Source organism: Pseudomonas baltica (genome assembly GCF_014235765.1).
Taxonomy (GTDB): Bacteria; Pseudomonadota; Gammaproteobacteria; order Pseudomonadales; family Pseudomonadaceae; genus Aquipseudomonas; species Aquipseudomonas baltica.
Genome location: NZ_JACMYH010000001.1, coordinates 2,084,602 through 2,109,080, shown reverse-complemented (window position 1 = coordinate 2,109,080; position 24,479 = coordinate 2,084,602). Strand labels below are relative to the sequence as shown.

The following is a 24,479-nucleotide window of genomic DNA, read 5'->3' as shown; positions in this document are numbered from 1 at the left end:
AAGCAGGTAGGGGTTTTGTCTTTTCCGGCCTTTGTTGTTCGCGCGTCCCTGAAGCGTCGAATGCCAACAGCGGGCCATGAAAAAGCCCCGCAGCGGCGGGGCTTGGTCTGAACCTTTGGTCTATTGACTGACCTCGGCTTCAAGTGCCGCAACCGCTTTGGTCAACTCGTCGTGGCGGCGGATGAATTTCCAGTCGGTTTCATCAATGTAGATGCCGTCACTACTGCTGCCGCCTTCAAGGTCGATGGCGACATGGGCGGATACTTGCGGCTTTACGCTGGCCAGAATCGGGGTAAAACCCAACTGCTGGCTGGTTTCGAGCAGGGCCGCCTGATTGCGCTCGTCGATGTCGGCGGCCTCGTCCAGGTAGTAGGGCAGACGGATGCGGCCGGCCTGATCGCGATCCATCAGGTGCAGCAGCAGGTACATGTTGGTCAGCGCCTTGATAGTCATGGTGGTGCCATTGGACGCTGCGCCATCGATGTCCGTGTGGATGACCGGCTGACCGTTGACCTTGGTGATTTCGAAAGCCAGCTCGAACAGGTCCTTGAGGCCGAGTTGATTGTGGTTGGCCGCGACCATACGGGCCAGATACTCCTTCGCTTCCTCGTTCTTGCTGTCCTGCTCCACACTCTGGTTGAGGTCGAACACGGACAGGGTTTCGCCTTCTTCGTACTGGCCTGCGCTGTGGATGATCTGGTCGATGTGCTTGAGGGCATCCTTGTTGGGTGCCAACACGATGCGGAAGCTTTGCAGGTTGGACACCTGGCGCTTGTTGATCTCGCGGTTGAACAGGGCTAGTTGATGTTCGAGGCTGTCGTAGTCGCTGCGAATGTTGCGCAGGGTTCGGGCGATGTCAGTGACCGCGGCACGACGCGCCTTGCCCAGGGTCAGGGCCTCGTCGGTGCGATGGGCATAGGCGTTGATCAGCAGCTGCAGGCGTCGCTCGACGTTGTCTTCGCTGTCGAACTTGGCCACGCCCTTGAGGCGCACTTGGGCGTACAGGGCTTCGATCTGTCCATCGACACGTTGCAGGCCTTGCCAGCTGTCCTGATAGTCATTGATCAGGGGCAGCAGGTTGTCCATCGAGTCGTCGACCTGCTCCATGAAGGGCGTACCGAAGGGCAGATCGGCGGGCAGCAGGTGGCGGCGGCGCAGGGCGTCGTCCAAAGTGCGCTGCTTGCTTTCCAGATCGGCAATCTGTCGGCCGACCAGTTGCAGCTTGGCCGACAGTTGTCGGACCCTTTCGGTGAAAGCGTCACTTGCCCGTGCCAGTTCATCCTGAGCGGCCTCGAGTTGGGCCAACTGCTCGAGCTTGTCCTGTTCCTCGACACTCAGGGTTTGGGTACGGCGGTAGTCTTCCAAGGCCTTCTGCGCATCCAGGACCTGCTGGTACAGCGTCTCGGATCGAGATTTGCTGGCTGACAGGTCGGCCGCCACGCCTTGCTGGGTCTTGAGCTGCTGCAACTCCTTTTCCAGACGTGCACTCTGCTCACGCAGTGCGGCACGATCGGCCAACGCCTGCAGCACAGGCGGCTCGATGGTTGAAAGGTCGATGGACATGCCTGGCAGTTCGAAGCGATCGCCCTTGAAGCGGTCGAGCACGGTCTGCACTGCATCGACCCATGCGTTGCCGTCCTGCAGAACGAGACCGTGTGGCCCCACGGGCAGGCTGAACAGGGCGCCGTTGAACAGGCGCATCAGCCGGTCGACATCCTGTTGCGAGAACTCCTCGCGCAGACGGGCGTAGCTGTTGTTGTCGGCATGTTCCAGCTGCTGGCGGATGGACTTGAGGCGGCGTTCGATGTCGCCGACGCGCTCCTGCAGATCCTGGGCGCTGAATTGCCGGGACTGCGCCAGGGCGCCGGCCAGCTCGTCGTGGGCATCCTTGGCAGCCAGCAACTGCTGCTCCAGCATGCGCACGTCGGTGACCAGGGCGAAGCGGTTCTTGAGTACCGACAGCTCACCGAGCCAGCGCTGAATGCTCGAGATTTCACGCTCCAGGCGCATCAGTTCCTGGGTGCTGCCGCGTTGATTGTCTTGCAGCACGTCCTGTTCGTTGCGGTAGTGTTCGGACTGGATGACCAGCTCTTCCTTGCGTGCCCCGGCGTAGTCCTGCCAGGTGCCGAGCAGCGCGTCGAGCAGGGGTGAAAGGCGGTGCAGCTTGCCGCGCAGAGTGTCACGCTGGGCGACGCCGTTGGCCAGTGCTTCGACCAGAGGACCGGCGGCGACCAGTGCGTTGTAGTCCTGCTCCATGCGTCGGACATCGCGGAAGGCTTCTTCACAGGCCGCTATGTAGTCGACGCTACCTGAACGCAGGCTGTGCTCGAACGCGTCGAGGAACAATTGCTTGAGTTTCGCCGCGGTGATTTCGCGCATGTGCAGCAGGTTGATGAACAGCGCGCGAAAGGTCTTGAGGCTCTGCTCGCTGGTCGAACGCAACGGGATCAGGGTCAGGTCGAGCGGGACGCTGGTATGACCGCCCACCAGCAGGCGCCGCAGTTCCTCGGGCTTGAGTTCGTAGGCCTTCAGGCCTTGGCGTTCCAGGTTGCCGAACAGCTCCTTCTGACGCAGGCAGGTGCCGTCCTGTTGATAGTGGGCGAGGTCCAGTTCACCCGCGTAGGCGAAGAACTGATGGCCGAACCCACCGCCGGGGCCGCGACCGACCACGCCAATCACGTGGGGGCCGTGAGCCAGGACCACTTCGCAAAGGATGTAGCTGGTATCGGTCGCAAAATAGAAGCGTCGCGATTGTTCCAGCGTGTACTTGCCGAAGCTCATGTCGGACATGCGCGCCAGGATCGGAAACTGCAGGGCGTTGATCGAGGCGCTCTTGCCCAGGTTGTTGGCGCCGTAGACCGATAACGGCTGCTCCAGGGGGAACAGTCCGAGGCTGTAGCCTGCGGTATTGAGCAGGGCGAAGCGGCGGATGCCGTAGCGTTCCTGAGTCATGTGTCGAACTCCTCTTGTTCCTGGGCTATCGCACGGGCCAGGGCCTGTTCGTCGGTGCTGTCGTCGCCGTCGTCGTCGACAAGCATCGGCACCGGCAGGGGCAAAGCGCTGTGCAGGCTGGCGGCCAGGTCGCGGTCCTGCTGCACTGAAAGGCACACGTCGAGAAACCGATGCATCGGCGCCAGGAAGCGGTAGATGCCGTTGTCTTCGGCGGTGAAGCCCAGTTGGGTCATGCGTCGAAGGATCTTCTCTTCCAGTTCTTCCTGGGTCTGTACTTCAGCCTGCAGGAACAGGTCGCGGTACTTGTCCAGAAGCGCCGGCAGCTCGTCGCGGCCAAGGCTGCCGCCATCCAGTACGGCGATCGGATCGCGGCCCTGGTCAGCCAGGTGCTCGACCAGAATGAAGGTGAACAGGGAAAGGCGCTGAGCGGTCTTGTTGACTTGCGCGGCGGCCTGCTCGGGCACGAAGTAGTAGAAGCCGCGGGTGTCGCAGACCAGCTCGTAGCCCAGGGCCTTGAACAGGCCGCGGTACAGGTCCTGGAGATTGGACAACTGTGAGTACAACTCGGGATCGCGGCGGCTGATGTGGAAGCCTTTGAGCAGTTCGCGGAAAATCGGCGCCAGGTGAGTCAGTTCGTTCAGGTCAAGATGCATGATCGGTGCTCGCGGAGTGTGCCGAGGCGACCGCGACGGCGGGCTCGGCGCTGGAAAGCAGGGTGAAGGAGCGCAGGCTCAGCTGATGCTCACGGGTGTGGTAGTCGCGGCGTTCGAGGCGCTGTCGGGCGAAGCGTTTGTCACGCGAGAGGCGTGAGAACCAGTACAGCAGGTCGTCGGTGGCGCCATCGGGTTCCTGGTCGAGAAGCCAGAGCATCAAATCGGGCATCGGCAGCGCATTCTCGCAGCGCTCGAGCATCTCCTTGACCGTGCGCGGCGCGCGCTGGGTGCCTGCCGTGTCGCTCTTGTGCGCCTTGGGAAAGGGCGCCGGTTTGGCTTCGAAGCGGGCCAGGGCATAGACGTACGCCTCGACCTGGCTGGCGCTGCCCAGAAAGGTGCTCTGGGGACGGCTGAACAAAGGCAGGGCAGCTTGTGGCACGGCGTCCAGGCCCTTGCGGCGAATGGCCGAAAGCGCGAGGGCCGCGCCGCGGGTCACGGCGTTGTGCCGACGTGCTTCCTCGCGCAGTGGCAACAGCAGCTCGCGGGCGTGGCGCAAGGTCAGTTGAGCGCAGGTCTGCATTTCGAGAATGCGCGCGTGGGTACGCAGCAGCATGTCGTCGTCGACCAGGTGGCCGAGACGTTGCTGTTCACCGAGCAGGCGCAGCAGGACGTTCTCGACCTTGCGCACGCCTTGTTCGAATGCGCCATCGGCGTTGACCAGCTGGATCATCGGTTCGACGTATTCGTCCCAGGTCGCCAGTACCTCGGCGTAGCGCTGGCGCAGGGCTACCTGGCGGTCGCGGGTCTTGGCCCGCTCGGCCACGGCGACCAGGGCCTGTTCGTCATTGGCCAGTTTCTTCAGGACATCACGCACGCGCATGTCGAGCAGCCGCAGTTGCCGCGCCAGGTCGTTGCCATCGCGGATGTCGAATGCATCCTGGATGTGTCCGGCCAGGCGTTCGAGGTGGCGCAGGTAGGCTTCGATCTCCAGGCACAGACCCAGCCGGTGCTCGCGGCGCAGGTAGGCAAGAAAGTCGTGGATCTGCGCATTGAGCTCGAAGCGGTTGGGGCTTTTTGCGACAGGTACGAGGATGTCCAGCCGGATCCACGTGTCGAGCAGGCTGGTGATCTCTTGGGCAGTGCTTTCCAGGCGCTGGGCAGCCAGTTGCTGGCGCAGTTCGACGAGGCTCAGGGTGCCTTGGTCGAAGTGCTCGCACAGCGGCTCCAGGAGGGCCCAGTGGTCGGCGAGGGCGCGCAGCACGCGCTTGGGTTCGATCATCGGCTGGTCGACTCATGCCAGTAAAAGGGTCGCGATTGTACTGCATGACGAGGCGGGTATTTGCGCTGCGGGCGACGGCATGCGCAAAACTTGGCGGCACATTGTGTCGAACACCGGTAGAATCCACCGCCTCGACTTACCCACAGATGGCTGACCTTTTGCTCAACGAGTCCCGTCGCCGCGCCTACCTTGACGCCATGCAGGTAGTGCACTGGCTGCCCCGCACCGAACTGCCGTTCGCAGCGCCATCGTGTGCCAGCCTGCTGGAGCATGTCGAGGCGTTGCCGCTGCCAGTGCAGGCCGTGGATCAAGGGGCGGCGGCAGCGCTGCCGATCGTGCCATCAGCAGTGGAGCCAGCCAGGCCCGAACCTTCCAAGGTGCAGCGGCCCAAGATCGAGGTGCCACGGCCTGGCAGCATACGCCCGGCCGTGGCAGCCGTGGCCGAGGTGGCCGTGGAGGCGCCGGTCGTCAAGCCAGCGAATCTTCCGCCGCGCTTCGCCCTTCAGGTGTTGCGCGCCGGGCCCTGCGTGGTGCTGGTGGAACTGGCCACGGGGCAGGCGTTCCAGAGTCGCGACCCTTCCTATCTCCTGCTCAAGGACATGCTGCGTGCTGCCGGTTTGCCCGATGCGCCACAGATTCTGGGCGAACCGATCCGCTGGCCGCTGCTGCAGCGCGGTCAATTGGACCAGGGGCCGGATGCAGCCTGCGATTTCGTTCAGGGCTTCGTCATGGCTCAGCTAGAACAGGCGCCGTGCACGTGCCTGTGGCTGGTCGGGCTGCCGGCGATTCGTTTTGCCGGGCGGGCCAATGCCGAAGACTACAACCGAGAGTTGGAGGTGGAGGGGCTTGGCGCCGCCTGGGTGCTGCCGGGCCTTGAGTTGTTGATGGATGAACCCGAGCGCAAGGCGGCCGTGTGGCAAGCCATGCGCCGTTTGATACCGCGTTGGAAAAACCGTGATGAGTGATACCGTAAGCTTTCGGCGAATGACCGAGGCGGATCTGGATGCCGTACTGAAGATCGAATTCGCTGCCTACTCCCATCCGTGGACGCGGGGTATCTTTCTGGACGGCCTGAAGTCCTACGAGATCTGGTTGATGTTCGACGGGCAGCAACAGGTGGGGCATGGTGTGCTCAACGTCATCATCGACGAAGCCCATTTGCTGAACATCACCGTGAAGCCTGAAAACCAGGGCCGTGGACTGGGCTTGCAGTTGCTCGAGCGGCTGATGACGCGTGCCTACGAGCTGGGCGGGCGTGAATGCTTTCTGGAACTGCGAGCCAGCAACCAGTCGGCGTATCGCTTGTACGAACGCTATGGTTTCAATGAGATCGGCAAGCGGCGCGACTACTATCCAATGGCCGGGGGGCGCGAAGACGCGCTGGTGATGGCCTGTACCTTGTTCGAGTAGCAGTCGGAGTCACTGCCCGAGATTGCCTCGGGCAGTGATCGCTAGGCATGCTGGACTCAGCGTTTGCCATCGAGTGGGTCGATCAGCGCCAGTTCTTCTTCATCCAGGCCATCGCCGCCACCGATGTCGTCTTCATCGACGAAGCTGAGTTCCTGATCAGCGGGTCCGCTGTCGCCTGGCTCATCGGGCGAACGTGCGCCATCCTCACGGATCAGTGTTTCGGGGCTCATGTCGTCGTCGGTCGGATTGTGGTCATCCATCGAAGCGCCGGTCAGTCCTGCTTCGCGGGCGCGTTCGTCAGGCACCAGATGCTCCAGCTCATCGGCAGGAATGGTGTCGCCGATCCTGCCGGTGGGACCGTCGGCGTCATCGAAATCCAGCTCTCGAACCTGGCCCATGCGGTCTTCAATGTCATCGATCGCAGCGGGTTGTGGGGCATCGTAGGGGCGATGGGAGTCGGTCATTACGGCAATCCTCTGGTGTGTGTCTAGATAGGGTTGACCCCCGTACGAGTGGAAAGATTCAGCATGATTTGTCCGCGCCGACCGTGACCTTGTGCAGCCATGGCCAGTCATAATCCAAACGATTCTCGAGGGCTGAACATGCATGACCTACAGGAACTGATCGACAACAACGCGCGGTGGGCCGAGGCGATCAAGGAAGAGGATCCGGAGTTCTTCGCCAAACTGGCACGCCAGCAGACACCTGAATTCCTCTGGATCGGGTGCTCGGACGCGCGCGTGCCGGCCAATGAGATCGTCGGCATGTTGCCGGGCGATCTGTTCGTCCACCGCAACGTTGCCAACGTGGTGCTGCACACCGATCTGAACTGCATGTCGGTGATTCAGTACGCGGTCGACGTGCTCAAGGTCAAACACATTCTGGTCACCGGTCACTATGGCTGCGGCGGTGTTCGCGCGGCGATGCAGGATCGACAGCTGGGGCTGATCGATGGCTGGCTGCGGACCATTCGCGACCTGTATTACGAGCACCGCAAAACGCTGGCGACCCTGCCTACCGAAGAAGAGCAGGTCGACCGATTGTGCGAACTCAACGTGATTCAGCAGGTGGCCAACGTGGGGCACACCAGTATTGTCCAGAACGCCTGGCACCGTGGCCAGGAGCTGTCGGTGCATGGCTGTATCTATGGCATCAAGGACGGCCGCTGGAAGAGCCTGGATGTGACCATCAGTGGCTTCGATCAGTTGCCACCACAGTACCGTTTGCGCGCGCTGGATTGATGGCCAGGAACGAGTGAGCCGCATTCGGGTTCTGAATCGGATGGGCGACGGCTTGGGTCGTGGCCTTTTCGGTAATCAAACGCGAAGCGAGGGAGGCACCATGAAGTCTTATGGCTGGCTGGCACTGATGGCAGCGATGTCGATCGGTAGCGCCAATGCGGCATCCAAGGAAGTCCAGATCAACCTGGTGAGCGCCGAGGGCGCACCCCAGCCGATCGGCACGGTGATGATCGAGGAAACGGCCTATGGCCTGCAGTTCACTCCGCAGCTGAAGTCGCTGCCCGCAGGCGTGCATGGATTTCATGTGCATGCCAACGGCAGCTGCGCGTCGGCGATGAAAGACGGCAAGATGTCGGCGGCGGAAGCGGCAGGCGGGCACTTCGATCCACAGAAGACCGGCAAGCACTTGGGACCTTACGATGCGAAGGGACATTTGGGTGACTTGCCGGCGATCTACGTGAACGCCGACGGTACCGCAACGTATCCCGTGCTGGCCCCGCGTTTGAAAAAGCTCAGCGAAGTGGAAGGGCATGCACTGATGGTGCACGCCGGTGGTGACAACCACGCCGATTCACCGGCGCCGTTGGGCGGTGGTGCGGCGCGGATGGCCTGTGGGGTGATCTGATCACTGTATGAGGCTGGGGAGCAGCGGGCTCGCCGCCCGCACCGCTCCCACACGTTTCAAAGCTGGACTGGCGTCAGCACAGGCTCGCCGGCGAAGAACGCAGTCAGGTTGCGTTCGACCATCTTCACCGTGTCTTGCGTGGCTTCGGGCGAAAGGCCGGCCACGTGAGGCGTCAGGACCACGTTGCGCAGCGTTTTCAACGCATCAGGTACGTTGGGCTCGTCGTCGAAGACGTCCAGCGCAGCACCCGCGATGGCCTGCCTTTGCAGAGCGTCCAATAGATCGGGCGTAGACACGACGCTGCCACGGGCGATATTGACCAGATAACCCTGAGGGCCGAGTGCTTCCAGTACGCCGGCGTCGACGATGGCGCGTGTCTGCGCGCCGCCGGGCGTGGCAATTATCAGGATGTCACTGACCGCAGCCAGGTCCGTCGGGTTTGCGCAATAGCCATAGTCGACATCATCGCGCGGGCTCCGATTGTGGTACTGCACGCTCATGTCGAAACCTAATGCGGCGCGCTTGGCGATTGCCAAGCCAACAGCGCCCAGCCCGATGATGCCTAGACGCTTGCCCGCCACCGACGGACGCATGGTCTTGGCCCATTCGCCTCGGCGTACCGACGCATCGGCGCCGGGGATGTCGCGCATCAGTGCCAGCAGCAGCGCCAGGGTGTGATCTGCCACCGACGATGCATTGACTCCGGCCCCATTGGTCACGGTCAGGCCGTGTGCCTTGGCGGCTGGCAGGTCAACGTTCTCGTAACCCGCACCGAGCACACAGATGATGCGCAGTTTGGGCAGCGTTGCCATTTCATCTGCCGTCAGACCCAGTGGCCCGCGTGTGAGCACCGCATCGATGCGATCTGCGTGTTGCTCGATGGCCTCTGCGCGGGCTGCCGGTGAGGGCGCCATGATCAGCTCGTAGCCTTGATCTTCGAGAATCGACACGTAGTCGTTGATGGTTTCGACCAGCACCAGCACGGTTGCGCGCATGTAGACCTCCGGGTGGGAAATGACGGTCATGGTAGCAATTTAGAGATGGGCGAAAGTGGGTGCGCGAAAAAAAGCGCACGCCTACCCCTCAAGTTGTTTGGGGCGCTTTTTATTCGATAACAATAATGTTAATGCAAATCACTCTATGTTAATTTCCGCCCCGAGATATACCGTTACAAAATGGGCTGGCTTTCGCGGGATCTTCAGGGGAGGGGAAGGTAGATGGCTTGCAATAACAAGATGAATCTTGGCATGAATTCTTTGGCTTTGGTTGTTGCCACAGTCGGTTGGCAGGCAATGGTCTCTGCCGAGGAAGCACCGGCCAGGCCTGTGAGCAAGGGCCCAGAGCTGCAATTGCAAGACTTGGTCATTACCGAACAAGCACCGGAAAGCCAGCAGACAGTGGGCTACCAGGTACGCAACAGCACCGCGGGTACCAAAACCAGCACACCTTTGTCCGAGACTCCGCGTTCGGTTTCGGTGGTGACACGCCAACGCATTCAAGACCAGGGCTCGCAGACCCTGACCGACATTCTTGGTTACGTACCGGGTATCTTCGCTCCACCTTTCGCTGTCGGTGACGGCCTGGCCGGTGATCTGTTTTCCATCCGAGGTTACAACGCCACGGACTATGGCTACGGGTTGCTGAAGGATGGTCTACGCCTGCAAGGCAATCGCTACGACACCACCACCGAGCCCTATGGCCTGGAACGTACCGAAATCTTTCGAGGCCCCAGCTCGATTCTCTATGGTGAGAATGCGCCCGGCGGATTGGTCAATCTGGTGAGCAAGAAGCCGACCGAAACTGCGCAAGGCGAAGCGAAATTCACCTATGGCAGCAATAACAGGCGCCAGCTTGGGATCGATGTATCCGGCCCGTTGACGGACGATAACCGTATCCTGGGACGAATGGTGATGCTGGGCCGCAATGCCGATACGCAAGTCGACTCGGTGCCGGACGACCGCCTCTATATCGCGCCGTCGATGACTTTCAATTTCAACCAGGACACGGCACTGACCCTGCTGTCCAGCTACCAGCGCGACCGCACCAAACTGCTGCTGGGCTATCCGGCTGCAGGAACGCTGCTCAACAACGTCAATGGCAAGATCGGCAAGGACCAGTTCAACGGCAACCCAGGCTGGGACGACTTCGAGCGCGAAACCTGGACCCTGGGTTACGAGTTCAGCCATCAGATCAACGACGTCTGGCAGTTCCGGCAGAACTCGCGCTACATGGAATCACGTTTGAACCGCCATGAAACCTGGCCGAACAATCTGAATCAGGCTGGCTTCGGAAGTACATTGAGCAGCACTGCGTATGATCGCGACAACAAGTCGATCACTTATTCGGTGGACAACCAATTCGAAGGGCACTTCACTTCGGGGGCGCTGGATAACACGGTATTGCTGGGCGCCAGTTACGACCGTACCTCGTTCAATCAGGATTGGAACGCAGGCCTGGGCGGTACTTACAATGTATTCAGGCCGGTGTTCTCGCCGGTGCAACCCAGTGCCTCGCAATACGTGCAGAATTCCCAGCTCGATCAGCACATGTACGGTGCGTATGGGCAATTGCAAAGCAAGTACGATAATTGGATTTTCCTGCTGGGCGGGCGTCAGGACTGGGTACAGAGCCAATACCGCAACCGTGCCAGCGCGGCTCGTCCAGGCAGCGCAGCGGTAGCGGCGACGGATCTTGACGGTTGGGATCATCGGTTCAGCTGGCAGACGGGCGTGATGTACCAGTTCGAAAACGGTATCTCTCCCTACGTCAGCTATTCCACTGCATTCACGCCTGTACAGCAATCGTCGCAGCCCAACGGCGATCTGCTCGATCCGATCCTCAGCGAACAGTATGAAGTGGGTCTGAAGTTCGAGCCCGCGGGCTGGAATACCACCTTCAGCGCTGCGGTTTTCGATTTGACCAAATCTCGCGACGTAGTCGCAGGCAGCAACGGTTTCAGCCAGCAAGTTGGCAAGAGCGAGTCCAAAGGCGTCGAGCTTGAGGTCAATAGTGAGGTAACGCGTAATCTGAGCTTGGTCGCGTCGTACACCTACACCGATGCGCGAGTTACCAAGGATGCGCCGGGGTCATTGTTCGAGGATCGTCAACTGACGGGCATTCCGCGCAATCAGGCGTCGACCTGGATGACGTATCGCTTCCTGGAAGGTGCGCTGAGCGGTTTACGCCTGGGCGGCGGCGTGCGCTATTTCGACAGTACCTTTGCCTACACCGCGCCGACACTGTACGGCAAGCTGAAGGCGGGCGATGTGACGCTGGTTGACGCCTTGATAGGGTATGACATCGACAAGCATTGGTCGGTGGACGTGAACGCGAAGAATGTGTTCGACAAGGAATACGTGTCGGGCTGCAACAATGCCGGTCGCTGCTATTGGGGTGATGAGCGCACGGTGCTGGGGACCGTGGCGTATCGCTGGTAATCCGCTTGGCCTTGCCAGACAACCAGAAACAAGAAAGCCCGCACGAGGCGGGCTTCTTGAGGTGACTCACAGACTGCTGTAGACATCTGTGGATCGTACTTGGTGGCTACACAGGGACTTGAACCCCGGACCCCAGCATTATGAATGCTATGCTCTAACCAACTGAGCTATGTAGCCAAGTGGCGCGCATTATTCGCCTGAAACGAAATTGTGTCAACACCCCTTTGCAAAATATTTATGCGTGCGATCAAACGCTTAGGCTGCGCGTGGCGTGCGAGGGTCTGCGCAGTGCGGTGATCAGCCACCGAACCAGCCCAGCTTGATGACGAAGATGATCGACAACACGACCAGTGCCGAATTGAGTTCGCGCCACCGGCCACTCAGCAGTTTGACCGCTGTCCAGGTAATGAAGCCGAAGGCGATGCCGTTGGCGATCGAGTAGGTGAGCGGCATGGCCAGGGCAGTCACCAGGACCGGGGCGGCGACGGTGATGTCGTCCCAGTCGACTTCTGCCAGCCCGGAGGCCATCAGCACGGCTACGAACAGCAGGGCGGGCGCGGTGGCGAATGCCGGGACGCTGCCGGCCAGAGGCGCGAAGAACAACGCCAGCAGGAACAGCACGGCGACCACGATGGCGGTCAGGCCGGTCCGGCCGCCAGCGCTGACGCCGGCGGCCGATTCGATGTAGCTGGTGGTGGTCGAAGTGCCCAGCAGCGAGCCGGCCAGCGCCGCGGTGCTGTCGGCGATCAGGGCGCGGCCCATTTTAGGCATGTGGCCATCTTTGCCCATCAGGCCGGCGCGCTTGGCCACGCCGATCAAGGTACCGGAGTTGTCGAACAGATCGACGAACAGGAAGGCGAAGATCACGCTGATCAAGCCCACATCGAATGCGCCCTTGATATCGAGTTGCAGGAAGGTCGGCGCCAGTGACGGTGGCATTGATACCACACCCCCGAACGGGGTTACTCCAAGCAGGATCGACACCACGGTGATCAGCAGGATGCCGATCAGCACCGAGCCACGGACCTTGAGTGCCTCGAGTGCGACGATGATGAAGAAGCCGAGGATCGCCAGTACCGGTTCGGGTTTCGACAGATCACCCATGCCGACCAGAGTGGCCGGGTTGGCAACCACGATCTTGGCGTTTTGCAGCGCAATGAGTGCGAGGAACAGGCCGATGCCCGCAGCGATGGCCGACCGCAGCGGCAGGGGAATGCTGTTGATGATCCATTCACGGATGCGGAAGATCGACAGCAGGAAGAAACACACCGCTGATATGAAGACCGCACCCAGTGCAACCTGCCAGCTATGGCCCAGGTGCAGGACCACGGTGTAGGTGAAGAACGCATTGAGGCCCATGCCCGGTGCCAGGGCAATCGGGTAGTTGGCGATCAGGCCCATGATCGCCGAGCCGATGGCGGCGGCCAGGCAGGTGGCCACGAACAGCGCGCCCTTGTCCATGCCGGTTTCGCCAAGAATGCTGGGGTTGACGAACAGGATGTAGGCCATGGCCAGGAACGTGGTGACCCCGGCGAGGATTTCCGTGCGCACGGTGGTGTTGTGCGCTTTCAGCTTGAAAAATGAGTCCAGCATGTTGCTCCCCTGGGGCGATGGGCGCCGTGGATCGTGCGGCGACGGTGTGTGTAGCGAGCAAGCCCGATCGAGCGTTGGCCGTGTGCTGAAACATAACTGCTTGGTCAGCTTTTGCGGTTTGCCTGTAGCAGGTTCCGGGCCATGTCGACGAACCCCGCTGCGCATGCGCCCTGGGTAATGCGTTGCGGTGCGGTTGCCACTTCCGGTTACACAACCGCTGCACTCATTGGAGGCGTGCATAGGTGGGCAGATGCACCAAAGCGAAGCCGCAGCCGATGGGGCGTGCTCGACGCTGCGGGCAAAGGCTGAGAAAGTCGGTTGGTCTGAATCTTGCTGCAGTGGCATTTTGCTGGCGCCACGTTTCCGTAGGTACCTGCATTCTCCGTGGAGTTGTCGGACATGCATGCTTTGTTGTCGCCGGGTATCCGGTTGCTGGGTCGCTATGGTTTCGCCCGCAAGTTTCAGCTGCTGTTTCTCTTGTTCATGCTGCCGCTGGTCGGCAGCCTGTGGTTGCTGGGCGAGGATTTTCGCGACCGGCTGGCGGTGATCGATGCCGAGCGCAGCGGCGTGCATCAGTTACTGGCGCTCGACAGCCTGGATGCGCAACTCTCGGCGCAGCGCAATCGTGCCGCGCGCTGGAAGGCGGTGGATATCCAGCGTCAGCCGACGCCCGAGGCCCAGGCCGCGATCGCGGCGCTGGAGGCGGCCGCACCGGGAATTCAGGCATCGCTCGATAAACTGGCCGCTGAGCTGGCACACGAGAAGGCCCCTGCCGACACTCTGGAGCGAATGCAAACGGTGCAAACCGCGACCAAGGGCCTCGACCTGGCGAGCCTGCGCCAGGTGGGCTGGTGGCCCGATGGCTACGACCGTTTCACGGCGGCGCTGACGTCGGTGCAGGTACTGCGCGAACAGATCGCCATGGCCAGCGGGTTGATCGTCGATCCGTGGCGCGAAAGCTATCTGTTGATGCAGATCGCCACTCAGCAAGCCCCTGATCTGATCGAGCGTGTGGGGCGTCTGGGCAGCATTGGCCAGTCCTCCCTGGTCGCCGGGCAATTCAGCCTGCAGAGTCGTTTGCAGATGCGTGACCTGCGCAGCCGTATCAATGATGCGCGCGAGCAACTGGTGAAAGCCGGTGGCACGCTGCAGCAACGCCTGCCGCAGCAACTGCGCGGCTGGGACGAGCAGTATCAGCAGGCGCTGGGTACATTGGACGGTGAGTTGAAGCGTCTGGACGACAATCTGTTCGGCGGCGACATCAAGCTGTCTGCGGCCCAGTTCGAAAGCAGTGTGGACAGCATGCTCGGCGCCCTGAACGGCTTGCGTCACGAGTCGCTGATGTCGTTGGAGGTGCGCCTGGATCATTATCATGACCAGGCCGTTCGCCAGCTGATTCCGGGCGCGACGGTGTTCGCCCTGCTGCTGTTGGCGGCGCTGTACCTGTTCGTGTGCCTGCAAGCATCGATCCGCCGCAGCGCCAGTGGCATTACCACCTTGGCGCAATCGCTGCGCGACGGTGACCTGAGTGTGCAGGTGGCGGTGCAGGGGCGCGATGAGCTGGCGGCGATCAGTACGGCGCTCAATGCTGCCGTGGTGCAGTTGCGTGGCAGCCTGCTGGGCGTCAACCACGAAACCGTGCAACTGAGCCAGGCGGTGGTGACGCTCAACAGCCAATCCAGCGGCACGCTCGACGAGGTCGAGGCGCAGCAACAGCAGATCAGTCAGATCGCTGCGGCCGCCACCGAGCTTGCGGCCACCTCGCAGGGCGTGGCGCGCAGTTGCGAACTGGCTTCGGGCAGCGCCCAGCAGACCCGGCAGATCGCCGAGGACAGCAGCCGTGACAGCCAGCGCACGACGGCCAGTATTCAGCAGCTCAACCAGCGCTTGAACGACACGGCGCAGGCCCTGGGCCGGGTCAGCGAGCAGGGCCAGCAGATTCAGTCGGTGGTGGATGCGATTCGCGGCATCGCCGAACAGACCAATCTGCTGGCGCTCAATGCGGCCATCGAGGCGGCGCGGGCGGGCGAGCAGGGGCGCGGGTTTGCAGTGGTGGCCGACGAGGTACGCAGCCTGTCACAGCGCACCCAGGCTTCGACTGGGCAGATTGCCGGTACGGTGGAAAGCCTGCGCTCGACGGTCAAGCAGGCCGTGGAACTGATGCAGGCCGCGTGTGGCCAGGCGCAGGTCGATGCGCAGTCGGTCATGGGCCTGGGTGAACGCCTGGGTGAGATTGCCGGGGCGGTGCAAGGGGTGACCGATACCTTGGCGCAGATCGCTACGGCGGTGGAAGAGCAGGCGGCCACGGCAGATGAGGTGAGCAGCAACATTCAGCAGGTGGACCAGGCGGCGGTGCGTCTGCTCGATGGCGCGCGGGCGGTGAACCAGGCGGCGGATCGACTGGGGCAGGGGAGCCGAGTGCTGAGCGAGAATACGGCGCGGTTCAATCTGGGGTAGGGCGAAGGGACCGCTCCTACGGGTGAGTGCGTGTGCAGTTCGTAGGAGCGGTCATTGGCCGCGAAGCAGTCGATGCGGTCTGTCTGATGGACCGCGGGACGGCTTTCGCGGCCGCGGACCGCTCCTACGCGAGGGCGCGCGTCAGGCCTGGGCGGTTTCGGCCGGGGAGACGATGCTGGTTTTCATGCCACGCGAACGGCCTGAGCTGAGGTAGGCGGCGATCGATTCCTGGGTCACCTCGCCGAGGAATACGTTCTCGGCGTCCAGCACCGGCAGCCACGAGCGGTTGAACTCGTACATGCGCGACAAGAGGATGCGCAGGTGCTCGTCATAGGCAGCCGTGGCGTTGAACTCGCGCAGGAAGTCGACGCAGTTGCCGGCCTGGCGATGCAGGTCGCGTCGGCGAACATAACCCATGGCCTTGTTCTGCGCATCGGTCACCACGACGTAGCGGCGGTCGTGTTCGTCCATCAATTCCAGCGCATCGGCCACCGGCGTTTCCGGGCTCACCGAAGGCGCATTGTCGGCGGCGTCTTCGGCCTTGACCAGCAGCAGGCGCTTGAGCGTGCTGTCCTGGCCGACGAAGTTGCTGACGAAGTCGTCCACCGGATGGGCCAGCAGCGTGTCGGGATGGTCGATCTGCAGCAGCTTGCCGGCGCGGAAGATGGCGATCTTGTCGCCCAGCTTGATGGCCTCGTCGATGTCATGGCTGACCATGATCACGGTCTTGTTCAAGGCCCGCTGCATCTCGAAGAACTCGTTCTGGATCATTTCGCGATTGATCGGATCGACCGCGCCGAACGGCTCGTCCATCAGCAGCAGCGGCGCTTCGGCGGCCAGGGCACGGATCACGCCGATGCGCTGTTGCTGGCCGCCCGAGAGTTCGCGCGGATAGCGGTGCAGGTATTGCTTGGGCTCCAGCTTGATCATGCTCATGAGTTCGCGGGCACGCTCGGCGCAGCGCTTCTTGTCCCAGCCGAGCAGGCGCGGGACCACGGTGATGTTCTCCTCGATGGTCATGTTGGGGAACAGACCGATCTGCTGGATGACATAGCCGATGTTGCGACGCAGGGTGACCTCGTCCAGGCCTGTGGTGTCTTCGCCGTTGATCAGGACTTTGCCGGAGGTCGGCATGATCAATCGGTTGATCATTTTCAGCGTGGTGCTCTTGCCACAGCCCGACGGCCCGAGGAATACGCAGATCTCGCCTTCGTTGACGGTCAGGCTTACCGCGTCGACGGCTTTGACTTCCTTGCCGTTGCTGTGGAAGGTCTTGGTCAGGTTCTGAAGTTCGATCATTTCAATAATCCTTTAGGGGTCAGGGCGCGTTGCAGCCATTGCAGGAGCAGGTCGGCGATGATCGCCAGGACACTGACCAGCACGGCGCCGACGATGAGCATCGACATATCGCTGCGGCTGATGGAGGTGAGGATGAGAACGCCCAGGCCGCCGGCGCCGATGGTGGCAGCAATGGTCATGACGCCGATGTTCATCACCACGGCGGTGCGCACGCCGGCGAGGATGACCGGTACCGCGATGGGCAGCTCGACCATGCGCAGGCGCTGGCCGAAGGTCATGCCGATACCTTTGGCGGCTTCACGGATGCCGGGCTCGACGCCGGTCAGTGCCAGGTAGGTGTTGCGCAGGATCGGCAACAGCGAATAGAGAAACACCGCAGTGATGGCCGGTAGCGGCCCCAGGCCTTGGCCGAACTTGGAGTAGAACGGCAGCAGCAGCCCGAACAGGGCGATCGAGGGAATGGTCAGCAGCACCGTGGCGCAGGCCTGCAGAGGCCCCGCCAGTGCCGGAAAGCGCGTCATCAGGATGCCGATCGGCACGCCGAAGACGATGGCCAGGCTGACCGCAATGCCGACCAGAGTGATGTGCTGCCAGGTCAGTTGCAGCACCAACGGCCAGTCGAGGTGGGAGAAGGTGTCGAGGAAACTCATGGCTTCTCCTGGGCTTGGTCGGTGATCGGATGGGCCTTGAGAAACTCCGCCGCTACCACCGTCGGGCTGCGGTGCTCGACGTCGACCTGCGCATTGAGTTCGCGCATGGTGGCATCATCGAGCATTTCGGCCAGGGGCTTGAGCTGCGCAGCCAGTTGCGGATGGGCATCGAGCAGCTGCTGACGGACCACCGGTGCGGCGGTGTAGTCGGGGAAGTACTCGAGGTCGTCTTCAAGCAGCTTGAGCTTGAAGGCGTTCAGACGCCCGTCGGTGGTGTAGACCAGACCGGTGAACACCTGCCCATTGCGCAGCGCGGTATAGACCAGGCCGGCGTCCATCTGGCGAATGTCACGGCGGGTGAATTTCAGGTCGTAGGTTTGGGTCAGTCCCACCAGGCCGTCCGACCGGTTGGCGAACTCGGTGTCCAGGGCCAGGATATGGCCTTTCTTCGGCTCGTCGATCAGCACCTGGTTCAGCTGGCTGATGGTGTTGACCTGAGGATAGGCCTTGGCCACTTCTTCAGGCAGCGCCAGGGCATAGGTGTTGCTGAACCGCGAGGGCGTCAGCCACACCAGGCCTTTCTGGGCGTCCAGTTGCTTGACCCGCGCGTAGGTGGCCGCGCTGTCGAGTTTTTCGTCGATGTGGTTGTAGGACACCAGAGACACCCCGGTGTATTCCCAGAGCATGTCCAGCTGACCGCTTTCCTGGGCGCTGCGCGCCAGGTTGCTGCCCAGGCCACCGGTGACGCGTACGTCATAGCCTTTGCTGCCCAGGTACTGCGCGGTAATGGCCGCCAGTACGGTCTGCTCTGTGAACACCCGGGCGCCGAGGCGGATCACCGGTCTGTCTGCGGCGTGCACGACGCCGGCGCACAACAGGGCCAGGCCCAGTACGATGCTTAACTTCTTCATTGAATTCATTCCTTCGCTCAGCGAGTCAGCCCACGTTCGAACCACAGGCGGCTGACCAGGGTCACGATGCCGTCCAGGATCAATGCCAGCAGCGCGGTGCAGGCAGCGCCCAGCAACAGTTGTGGCTGGTTGTTCAAGGCGATGCCGGGGAAGATCAGGCTGCCCAGGCTATTGGCGCCGATCAGGAACGCCAGGGGCGCGGTGCCGACGTTGATCGCCAGCGCCACGCGTACCCCGCCGACCATGATCGGCACGGCGTTGGGCAGCTCGACCTTGAACAGCACCTGGCGCGGCGTCATGCCGATGCCGGTGGCGGCTTCCTTGAGCGAGCCCTGGACGTTTTTCAAGCCCTCGTAGGTGTTGCGCACGATGGGCAACAGGGAGGCAAGGAACAGCGCGAAGATCGCAGGACCACTGCCGATGCCAAGGATGCCGAGGGCGATGGCGAGTACTGCCAGGGGTGGAATGGTGTTGCCAATGTTGAAGATCTGCATGAAGCGTTCGGCATGCTTGACCATGCTGGGTCGGCTCAACGCGATACCGGCGGGGATGCCCACCAGCAGTGCGGCAAGCATCGAGACCAGCACCAGGATCAGGTGCGCTTGCAGGTAGAAAATCAGATCTTCGCGGTAGTGCTCGATGGTACTTATGCCGATCCAGTGGACCAGCAGGGCCAGGACGGCAACGATAACAGCGCCCCCTAACAGCCCTTTGCCATAGCGATTAGCCACAGGCGGACTCCTTTTTTCAGTCGGCGCCTACCGGGCCTGCGATGAGCGCTCGGGCGAGCGATCGGCCCAGGTAGGACGCGAATAGCAGCTCGCGCGGTGCGAGCCATAAGCGCAGCCTCGTCAGGCTAACTTGCTGATTTTGCAGCCCCTGACGACTCAACGAATCAGGGAATGGACGTCTCCGTGCGGCGAGAGGTTCCCACAGTGAGGCAGCATTTGGCCACCTTTTATGACCATAAAGCTTGCATGAGATGGCGTTCAAGGGGGAGTTACCCAAGGCATTTGACGCGGCTTGCGCCGCTGCTACAGGGGTTCGCGGTGTTTGTAGCAGCGGCGCGAGCCGCGTCAGGGGGTTTTGCGATTTCCCAGACGATAGATCAACAGCGTCACCGAGTCGGCATTCTTCAGCAGGATCTTTGAACGAATGTCAGCGTCGATCAGAAACCGCTGGCGTGCGTCGTCCAGATTGGGTGAGCCCGCCAGGCGCAGGATCAGGGCGCGCCCCTTGCGGTCTTCGTTGAGGATGTCGCGCACCTGCCCGGTCGTGTCGTCGCGGACAATGAACAACTTACGCTTGGGGGTGAGGTGCGAGAACGATTCGTCGTGCTGACGCTCCAGCCACGCACGCCTCACGCCTGGCTGCAACCGATCGGCATAGGGCATCGCCGCTTCGATATAGTGGATGTCCCGGGTGTTGCATGCAATATGGGTGAACTCATGCAGCAGGACCATCGCCTTGCTCAGGGCGTTCGTTTCAGCGATGGTGTATTTCGGATCGAGTGGCAGGAGACGTGCCGTCTCAAAATCAAAGAATTCATCTGTCAGAAACATCTGACCTTGTGGATCCTGTACGGACACGAAGGCAATGCCCACGGCTGACTGCGCGCTCAAGCGGCTTGCCATCACGTAGCGTCTCGAGGTTACTGGCGAGTAGGCGTGCGATGCCATGATCCGGGCCATTTTTTCCAGTACGCCTTGGACCCGCGCGATCAATGAGTCCGTGACCTGAGAGACGCCGAAGAACTGCTTGAGCACTTCCAGGGTATGGGTTTCCACGCTACCGACCAGCCGTGCTCTTCGCAGGCTGTCCAACGCATTGCCCAGATACCCCAAGGCATCGCGGTGGGCCCGGTGCAGGACGCTGGCGCGGTGCGGGCGCAATTGGCGGATCTGCCGGCAGCCCACGGCATGGATGACGATTTCATCACGGGTCAGCGTCCAACGCACCAGTTGGCTGCCCAGCCTGCTCGGTACGCCGCCAGCACTGATTGCAAGGTTCTGCCCAGGATCGATTACCCAAGCCTGCTCGGTATCCAGCAGCAACCTAGGGCCTAGTTCATCGTCGCGCTGCCCGACCAGGTACCAACGATCCTGTTCCTGGCGAGCGCGATATGCCTTGCCGTTGAGGCCGATGTAGTGCGTCTGGTCGCGGATGTTCAGGTAAGTGCACGTGGACGGCTGAAAAACGAACGTGCGCAGCGTTTCGATGGGGGCCTCGTAGCGCGCGAGTGACAGGCCGTACTCCGGGGCGCTGCGCACGGTTTGCCAGAAGCGCTCGCGTACGTTGTCTTGAAGTGCACGCTGCGTCATCCCCCGACTGATCGCCAGTCCCTGTACAAGCACGCAGGTCAACTGCGCCAGTGTTTGCCCCCAGCTGTTGTGCTGCACGTTCTGGGCGATGTTCAGCACCGCCAGTTCGGCTTGCCAGGCGGCCACGGCAAGCCCGACCTTGCCCGGCAGGAACATGCTCAGTTGCTCCCAGGCCAGGCTCATCACATTGATCAGCGCCTGCCAGCGAACTTGCTCCGTGGTAACCAGTTGAGTGGCGGCGAGAGCCTGCAGATAAAGGCCGTTCTCGACGAATAGGTACCGCAGTGCGTTACCGGCAATAGGGTTGCAGGCCAGCTCCGGGCCTGTCGAGGTGCTCTGCGTCAGGGTGAAGTCTGTGTCCCCAACGCGGCCCAGGTGCGGCTCGCTGAAGCCGCCATGGGCATAGCGCGGGCGCAGGCTGACAGGCATGCGCGCGAGCAGTCGCGCCTGCAGGGCAGTGTCGCTGGCAAGGGCGGCAAGCAGGGCCGTACCACTGTCGAAGGCTTGAAGGGTATGGGTGGCTTCATAGGGCAGGTACAGCACCAGCGGGCCGTCTTCACCGGCCCTGAACAGATAGCAGCCGGGCAACGTGTCTGGTTTGATTCCCGGCTTGGGGATCAATTGCAGCGGGGTCAGCAACACGACATGGCCGTTCAGCGGCTGTCGCAAGATGGGGTCCGGCATGCAGACCACGCGAGTGATCACTTCGACCGCCTGCATGGGCAGGTTGTGCTTGAGCCGGGCTCGCCAGGCGCACTCCAGCAACTGCGCCGGTAGCTGGCGGGCGTACAAATTTAGCCGGCGAGGGTAATCGAGGTCTGAGGGGTCGAAGGTCTGTTTGAGCAGGGCCTGATAGTGCGAGCCTAGATTCACCTCCCGTACCAATCGGCGGCAGTAGTCGGCATTCAACACGGCGGGCGCCACATGGCCCTCACCCAGTTCGATGCGGGCGATGGCGTCGTCCCAGTCCCGGAAGTGATTCAAGGCGTATTCGATCAGGCTTTGTCGCCGCACGACCGAGGCGGCGGGAAGGCTGGAAGGAATTTCACCCGAGGGTACCAAGGCAGGCACGTATCGCGCCGTGGTGATGAAGATCGCTTCGGGGTCGAAGCGTTTTGCAGTGAAGTCTTTGTCCAGATGGTGCTGCAGCACGCCGCGCGCATAACTGCTGATATCAGGAACGCCGAACAGATAGTCGTCTTCGGCCGGGCTGGCCAGCAGATTCAACCCCAGCACGCGCAGGTAGTGCTGCTGGTCGTCGACTGCCGCCCGCTGCAACCAGGCAGGCAGGGCAGCTTTGGCGGCCAGGCCACGTGCCATATCTTCCATGCGCTGCATCTGCCGTTGCAGGCTGTCGAACGCCATGGCCTCGCGAAACAGAGCAGGCAAGGAGTCGGAGGGCCATGCTTGGTTGCGCAGTTGGTCGAAGGCTTGCAGCTTACTTTGTTGTCGGGCCTGGCTTTCCAGGCTGTTCAATGTATTCAGTGCATCGCCCGCAAAGGCTGTCCAGTTGCTCAGGCCAGGCCCGAGGTCGGTCGGCTGCTCAGACCATTGCACGGCGTCACGATGCGCGGCATCCAGAGACTCGAAGAGTTGAAAGCCCGTTTCATGAGCCCAGATCACAATGGTTCCGCTGGCATCGGCTGCCTGGCTCAACATCATTGCATCGGCATTGGCTTGCGCAGGATGACCGCTTCTGTGCTGCCAAGCCTGTACGGAATCACCGCGCAGAAACGCTTCGACCAGCGGCGAGGTCGCTGATCGACTCTGCTTGAGTAGCGCCCATTCGAAACTGAACAACCAGCGCCGCAACGAGCGTTGGTAGGCCTGCCCGGTGGCTTCACGGTGACCCAGTGCAGTTTTCAGCTCGCGGTAGAGGCTGCGCCGAGCTTGGCTGGTGATGTGCTCGATCAGCAGGCATGGCAGCTGACTCAGAACCTGACGTGTGCCTTCGGCAACCACCGTGAACACCTGCCAACGCCTGCCAGCAACGGCGGCCAGTGGTTCGTTTGCCCAGATACTGGCGACCCATGACGTTGCGGCAGTGGGCCGTTCCAAGTCCATGAGGTAAAGCGAACGGGCAGGAGGTCCATTTGGCAGAATGCACGCCAATTGCAGCTCCAGGGCTTGAAGTGCGGCCACACGCAAGTCAGGGCCGCGCTTGAGATACCCGGCGTACTGGATTTGCAGCTCGGTCAGATGATTTACCACGCGCTGCGGTTTTTGCAGGTCGGTTTGCGCTGCGCCGGTGAGGCGCATCAAGCTGGCTGGGCTGTCCCGTGGGTCGGCAGCGAACGGCGCGGCGAGCCTCTGCAGGCTTGGCGCCAGGCGCTGATGCAGGCCCAGGGCTTGCTCGCAGAGCGTGTGGCGGTCTCCCATGAATGCAGCAGGTGGGCTGTTGGACAATATCGAGTGCTGTACTTGCAGCAGACGTCGGGTGTAGCTCGCCAGACCGAAAGAGGAGGGGGGCTCGGCTACCAACTCAATATCAATGATAGGCAGTGTCTTGAACGTCGGCTGTTGTGCGTTGGGTACGCAGGGCAGCCATTGGGCACGCTGCTCCAGATCGGTCAGTGCTGCCAGGAGTGCCGAGCGGTCGGTGTAACGCACCAGCCCGCTCGTGGCGCTGAACAGGTAGCATGCAGCCGCCGCGCGCTCGTTGGCCAGTACCAGGGTATTGATCAACGGCTGCTGGCGGCCCTCGGCAGTTGATCCATGGAGGATGAAGCCGGTAAGAGGCGATGGCTGGACTTGGCCCTTCAGCCAAGCCCAGAGTTGATCATGCTCAACGGCTGGCAGCGTGCCGTCCCATTGCGTACGGGCAAGATCAGTGATCAGCTGCGTGCGCAAGTGGCGGGTCAGCCGTTCGGCGGGCAGCTCTGATCGGGGGGCTCCTTCACGCCAGTAGTGGGCGAGCAGACTGGCCATGGCGGCCTCTGATCCACTGCTCACCAGCTCCTCTGAGCTTGGTTGATCCAGTAACAACTGACGCCACTCGCGTAGCTGCTCACTCAGACGATGCTGAATGTCCAGCATCAGGGTATCGAACACCGACCCTTCCATGAGCGTGACCTGCATCTCGTGGAGTTCGCCAAGGCGCATCAGCCGACGTTCCGCCTGCGAATGCAGGTAGCTCAGCCCCGGATCGTTATCAGGGCTGGTCAACCGATCCAGCAGGTAACGCTTCAAACGACGCCGATCATCGAACAACTTCAAGCCGCAGATTGGGTGGTAGTGGGCCACCCAATCGTGCTGCGTCGTACTGATCAACAGGCTCAAGGGCAATTCGACGGCAGTTCCTTGCGCGGTGATGATGCTCAACCCGTCCACGCGCATTTCGTCTTGTGCCTGAGGTTGGTGATCGCGCTCGGGCTTGGCAAGTTGGCGCAACCATTGAGTCCCTTCAGGCGTCAGGAGTGAGTGGGATGAGTCGCTAAGGTGGCGCATGAAGCGTTGTGCCAGCGCGCGGCTGTGAAACCAGGGCAGTGGTGGGGTCGTCATTGGCAGCTCCAGGGGCAATAGGCACCGCTGCGGGCTTCGACGTGTCGAGCCCTGCGATGGAGGCGATACGTTGCCTGCGCTGCAGCGCTGCGCGGTGGTAGATATTGCACAGCCCTGCGCCCAGACCTGGCCGCAACCGGTGTGGCGCAC

General features: G+C 61.9%; 17 protein-coding genes, 1 tRNA gene and 1 pseudogene. 7 read left to right on the top strand and 12 right to left on the bottom strand.

Annotation, left to right across the window (positions count from 1 at the left end; genetic code table 11):
* Positions 1 to 120: 120 nt before the first annotated feature.
* The 3 genes from mksF to mksB are packed head-to-tail and all read right to left on the bottom strand — an operon-like array spanning position 121 to position 4,884.
* Positions 121 to 2,952: an Mks condensin complex protein MksF gene (mksF, locus tag H7993_RS09445; RefSeq protein ID WP_185794131.1), complete on the bottom strand. Its 2,832-nt coding sequence runs from the start codon at positions 2,950 to 2,952 to the stop codon at positions 121 to 123.
* A complete protein-coding gene (gene mksE, locus H7993_RS09440; RefSeq protein ID WP_122479661.1) occupies positions 2,949 to 3,605 on the bottom strand; it encodes an Mks condensin complex protein MksE in 657 nt (218 codons plus the stop codon). The genes mksF and mksE overlap by 4 nt, the downstream gene beginning before the upstream one ends.
* Positions 3,595 to 4,884, bottom strand: a complete 1,290-nt coding sequence (gene mksB, locus H7993_RS09435; RefSeq protein WP_185794130.1) for an Mks condensin complex protein MksB — start codon at positions 4,882 to 4,884, stop codon at positions 3,595 to 3,597. The genes mksE and mksB overlap by 11 nt, the downstream gene beginning before the upstream one ends.
* A 158-nt stretch (positions 4,885 to 5,042) precedes the next feature.
* On the opposite strand from mksB, the gene H7993_RS09430 reads away from it, so the two are divergent.
* The gene (locus H7993_RS09430; RefSeq protein ID WP_185794218.1) at positions 5,043 to 5,849 is read left to right on the top strand and encodes an energy transducer TonB; all 807 of its coding nucleotides are present in this window, start codon (positions 5,043 to 5,045) and stop codon (positions 5,847 to 5,849) included.
* Positions 5,842 to 6,294 (top strand): ribosomal protein S18-alanine N-acetyltransferase, encoded by a 453-nt coding sequence (rimI, locus tag H7993_RS09425; RefSeq protein ID WP_122479659.1) that lies wholly within the window; start codon positions 5,842 to 5,844, stop codon positions 6,292 to 6,294. Before H7993_RS09430 ends, rimI begins: the two co-directional genes overlap by 8 nt.
* Before the next feature lie 56 nt (positions 6,295 to 6,350).
* On the opposite strand, the gene H7993_RS09420 is transcribed toward rimI, so the two are convergent.
* Positions 6,351 to 6,758, bottom strand: a complete 408-nt coding sequence (locus tag H7993_RS09420) for a serine kinase/phosphatase (protein WP_185794129.1) — start codon at positions 6,756 to 6,758, stop codon at positions 6,351 to 6,353.
* A gap of 138 nt (positions 6,759 to 6,896) precedes the next feature.
* Between H7993_RS09420 and can the strand changes: the two genes are divergently transcribed.
* Positions 6,897 to 7,535: a carbonate dehydratase gene (gene can / locus H7993_RS09415; protein WP_122479657.1), complete on the top strand. Its 639-nt coding sequence runs from the start codon at positions 6,897 to 6,899 to the stop codon at positions 7,533 to 7,535.
* A 100-nt stretch (positions 7,536 to 7,635) separates the two neighbouring features.
* Positions 7,636 to 8,160: a superoxide dismutase family protein gene (sodC, locus tag H7993_RS09410; RefSeq protein ID WP_122479656.1), complete on the top strand. Its 525-nt coding sequence runs from the start codon at positions 7,636 to 7,638 to the stop codon at positions 8,158 to 8,160.
* Positions 8,161 to 8,216: 56 nt separating this feature from the next.
* Here sodC and H7993_RS09405 read toward each other — a convergent pair whose 3' ends face one another.
* Positions 8,217 to 9,155: a 2-hydroxyacid dehydrogenase gene (locus tag H7993_RS09405; protein ID WP_185794217.1), complete on the bottom strand. Its 939-nt coding sequence runs from the start codon at positions 9,153 to 9,155 to the stop codon at positions 8,217 to 8,219.
* A gap of 252 nt (positions 9,156 to 9,407) precedes the next feature.
* Between H7993_RS09405 and H7993_RS09400 the strand changes: the two genes are divergently transcribed.
* Entirely contained in the window at positions 9,408 to 11,597 is a 2,190-nt protein-coding gene (locus H7993_RS09400; RefSeq protein WP_425311984.1) for a TonB-dependent siderophore receptor, read from the top strand.
* 100 nt (positions 11,598 to 11,697) lie between these two features.
* On the opposite strand, the gene H7993_RS09395 is transcribed toward H7993_RS09400, so the two are convergent.
* Positions 11,698 to 11,774, bottom strand: a tRNA-Met gene (locus H7993_RS09395).
* A 120-nt stretch (positions 11,775 to 11,894) separates the two neighbouring features.
* Entirely contained in the window at positions 11,895 to 13,190 is a 1,296-nt protein-coding gene (locus H7993_RS09390) for an NCS2 family permease (protein WP_122713565.1), read from the bottom strand.
* 399 nt (positions 13,191 to 13,589) lie between these two features.
* Here H7993_RS09390 and H7993_RS20930 point away from each other — a divergent pair.
* Both H7993_RS20930 and H7993_RS20925 read left to right on the top strand, forming a co-directional pair.
* A pseudogene (locus H7993_RS20930) lies at positions 13,590 to 14,786 on the top strand (HAMP domain-containing protein); the annotation flags it as partial.
* Positions 14,784 to 15,647, top strand: a complete 864-nt coding sequence (locus H7993_RS20925) for a methyl-accepting chemotaxis protein (RefSeq protein WP_425311995.1) — start codon at positions 14,784 to 14,786, stop codon at positions 15,645 to 15,647. The pseudogene H7993_RS20930 and the gene H7993_RS20925, both read left to right, overlap by 3 nt.
* Before the next feature lie 141 nt (positions 15,648 to 15,788).
* On the opposite strand, the gene H7993_RS09380 is transcribed toward H7993_RS20925, so the two are convergent.
* The 5 genes from H7993_RS09380 to H7993_RS09360 all read right to left on the bottom strand — a co-directional run bounded on the left by H7993_RS09380 (position 15,789) and on the right by H7993_RS09360 (position 24,329).
* Positions 15,789 to 16,946, bottom strand: a complete 1,158-nt coding sequence (locus tag H7993_RS09380) for an osmoprotectant ABC transporter ATP-binding protein OsmV (protein WP_185794126.1) — start codon at positions 16,944 to 16,946, stop codon at positions 15,789 to 15,791.
* On the bottom strand, positions 16,943 to 17,596 hold the full coding sequence (locus tag H7993_RS09375; protein WP_122479650.1) for an ABC transporter permease: 654 nt from the start codon (positions 17,594 to 17,596) through the stop codon (positions 16,943 to 16,945). Before H7993_RS09375 ends, H7993_RS09380 begins: the two co-directional genes overlap by 4 nt.
* Positions 17,593 to 18,507 carry a glycine betaine ABC transporter substrate-binding protein gene (locus H7993_RS09370; protein ID WP_122479649.1) on the bottom strand — a complete coding sequence of 305 codons (915 nt, stop codon included), beginning with the start codon at positions 18,505 to 18,507 and terminating at the stop codon, positions 17,593 to 17,595. The genes H7993_RS09375 and H7993_RS09370 overlap by 4 nt, the downstream gene beginning before the upstream one ends.
* Before the next feature lie 17 nt (positions 18,508 to 18,524).
* Positions 18,525 to 19,238: an ABC transporter permease subunit gene (locus tag H7993_RS09365; RefSeq protein ID WP_185794125.1), complete on the bottom strand. Its 714-nt coding sequence runs from the start codon at positions 19,236 to 19,238 to the stop codon at positions 18,525 to 18,527.
* 345 nt (positions 19,239 to 19,583) lie between these two features.
* Complete coding sequence (locus H7993_RS09360; RefSeq protein ID WP_185794124.1) at positions 19,584 to 24,329, bottom strand: dermonecrotic toxin domain-containing protein; 4,746 nt, start codon at positions 24,327 to 24,329, stop codon at positions 19,584 to 19,586.
* Positions 24,330 to 24,479: the final 150 nt, after the last annotated feature.

What these genes read in the sequence shown, in the direction of transcription:
- rimI (WP_122479659.1), top strand. Translation starts at nt 5,842, where the DNA reads ATGAGTGATACCGTAAGCTTTCGGCGAATGACCGAGGCGGATCTGGAT.
- mksF (WP_185794131.1), bottom strand. Translation starts at nt 2,952, where the DNA reads ATGACTCAGGAACGCTACGGCATCCGCCGCTTCGCCCTGCTCAATACC.
- H7993_RS09390 (WP_122713565.1), bottom strand. Translation starts at nt 13,190, where the DNA reads ATGCTGGACTCATTTTTCAAGCTGAAAGCGCACAACACCACCGTGCGC.
- can (WP_122479657.1), top strand. Translation starts at nt 6,897, where the DNA reads ATGCATGACCTACAGGAACTGATCGACAACAACGCGCGGTGGGCCGAG.
- mksE (WP_122479661.1), bottom strand. Translation starts at nt 3,605, where the DNA reads ATGCATCTTGACCTGAACGAACTGACTCACCTGGCGCCGATTTTCCGC.
- H7993_RS09375 (WP_122479650.1), bottom strand. Translation starts at nt 17,596, where the DNA reads ATGAGTTTCCTCGACACCTTCTCCCACCTCGACTGGCCGTTGGTGCTG.
- H7993_RS09380 (WP_185794126.1), bottom strand. Translation starts at nt 16,946, where the DNA reads ATGATCGAACTTCAGAACCTGACCAAGACCTTCCACAGCAACGGCAAG.
- mksB (WP_185794130.1), bottom strand. Translation starts at nt 4,884, where the DNA reads ATGATCGAACCCAAGCGCGTGCTGCGCGCCCTCGCCGACCACTGGGCC.
- H7993_RS09405 (WP_185794217.1), bottom strand. Translation starts at nt 9,155, where the DNA reads ATGCGCGCAACCGTGCTGGTGCTGGTCGAAACCATCAACGACTACGTG.
- H7993_RS09360 (WP_185794124.1), bottom strand. Translation starts at nt 24,329, where the DNA reads ATGACGACCCCACCACTGCCCTGGTTTCACAGCCGCGCGCTGGCACAA.
- H7993_RS09400 (WP_425311984.1), top strand. Translation starts at nt 9,408, where the DNA reads ATGAATTCTTTGGCTTTGGTTGTTGCCACAGTCGGTTGGCAGGCAATG.
- H7993_RS09370 (WP_122479649.1), bottom strand. Translation starts at nt 18,507, where the DNA reads ATGAAGAAGTTAAGCATCGTACTGGGCCTGGCCCTGTTGTGCGCCGGC.
- sodC (WP_122479656.1), top strand. Translation starts at nt 7,636, where the DNA reads ATGAAGTCTTATGGCTGGCTGGCACTGATGGCAGCGATGTCGATCGGT.
- H7993_RS09420 (WP_185794129.1), bottom strand. Translation starts at nt 6,758, where the DNA reads ATGACCGACTCCCATCGCCCCTACGATGCCCCACAACCCGCTGCGATC.